Source organism: Marinifilum caeruleilacunae, assembly GCF_013141825.1.
GTDB lineage: Bacteria > Bacteroidota > Bacteroidia > Bacteroidales > Marinifilaceae > Marinifilum > Marinifilum caeruleilacunae.
Genome location: NZ_RZNH01000136.1, coordinates 1 through 594 on the forward strand (window position 1 = coordinate 1; position 594 = coordinate 594).

The window sequence follows — 594 nt, forward strand, 5'->3', positions numbered from 1 at the left end:
AACCTGCACCAATAATCGTAATCTCGTTGCCAACCAGTGTAGCCGGACCAGATACCAACTCAAAGCTTACTGCCAGTTCCGATGAAGCGCTTGCTTCCAAACTGAAGGCTGCATCGCCATAAGTTTTATCTGCAATTTCTGCGAAAGTTATAGTTTGAGCTGCCTTGTTTACAGWGAAAGTTCTTACCACTTCTTCTGCAGCTGCATAATTATCATCGCCCAATTGAATTGCCTTAACGGATACAGAACCTGCACCAGTAATTGTCAATTCATTTCCAGTTAAAGTCGCCGGACCAGATACCAGTTCAAAACTTACCGCCAATTCCGATGAAGCACTTGCCGTTAATTCAAAGGCTGCATCGCCATAAGTTTTATCTGTTATCTCTGCGAAAGTAATGCTCTGAGCTGCTTTGTTTACAGTGAAAGTTCTTACCACTTCTTCAGCCGCAGCGTAATTTTCATTACCCAACTGAATTGCTTTTACAGATACAGAACCTGCTCCAGTAATTGTAATCTCGTTGCCAACTAGTGTAGCCGGACCAGATACCAACTCAAAGCTTACCGCCAACTCCGATGAAGCACTTGCCGTTAATT

The 594-nt window shown here is 43.5% G+C and carries 1 protein-coding gene; it reads right to left on the minus strand.

Going from position 1 to position 594, the window contains the following annotated elements:
• Positions 1-594: hypothetical protein (locus ELS83_RS21790; RefSeq protein WP_216616767.1), on the minus strand; the 594-nt coding region annotated here is incomplete at both ends.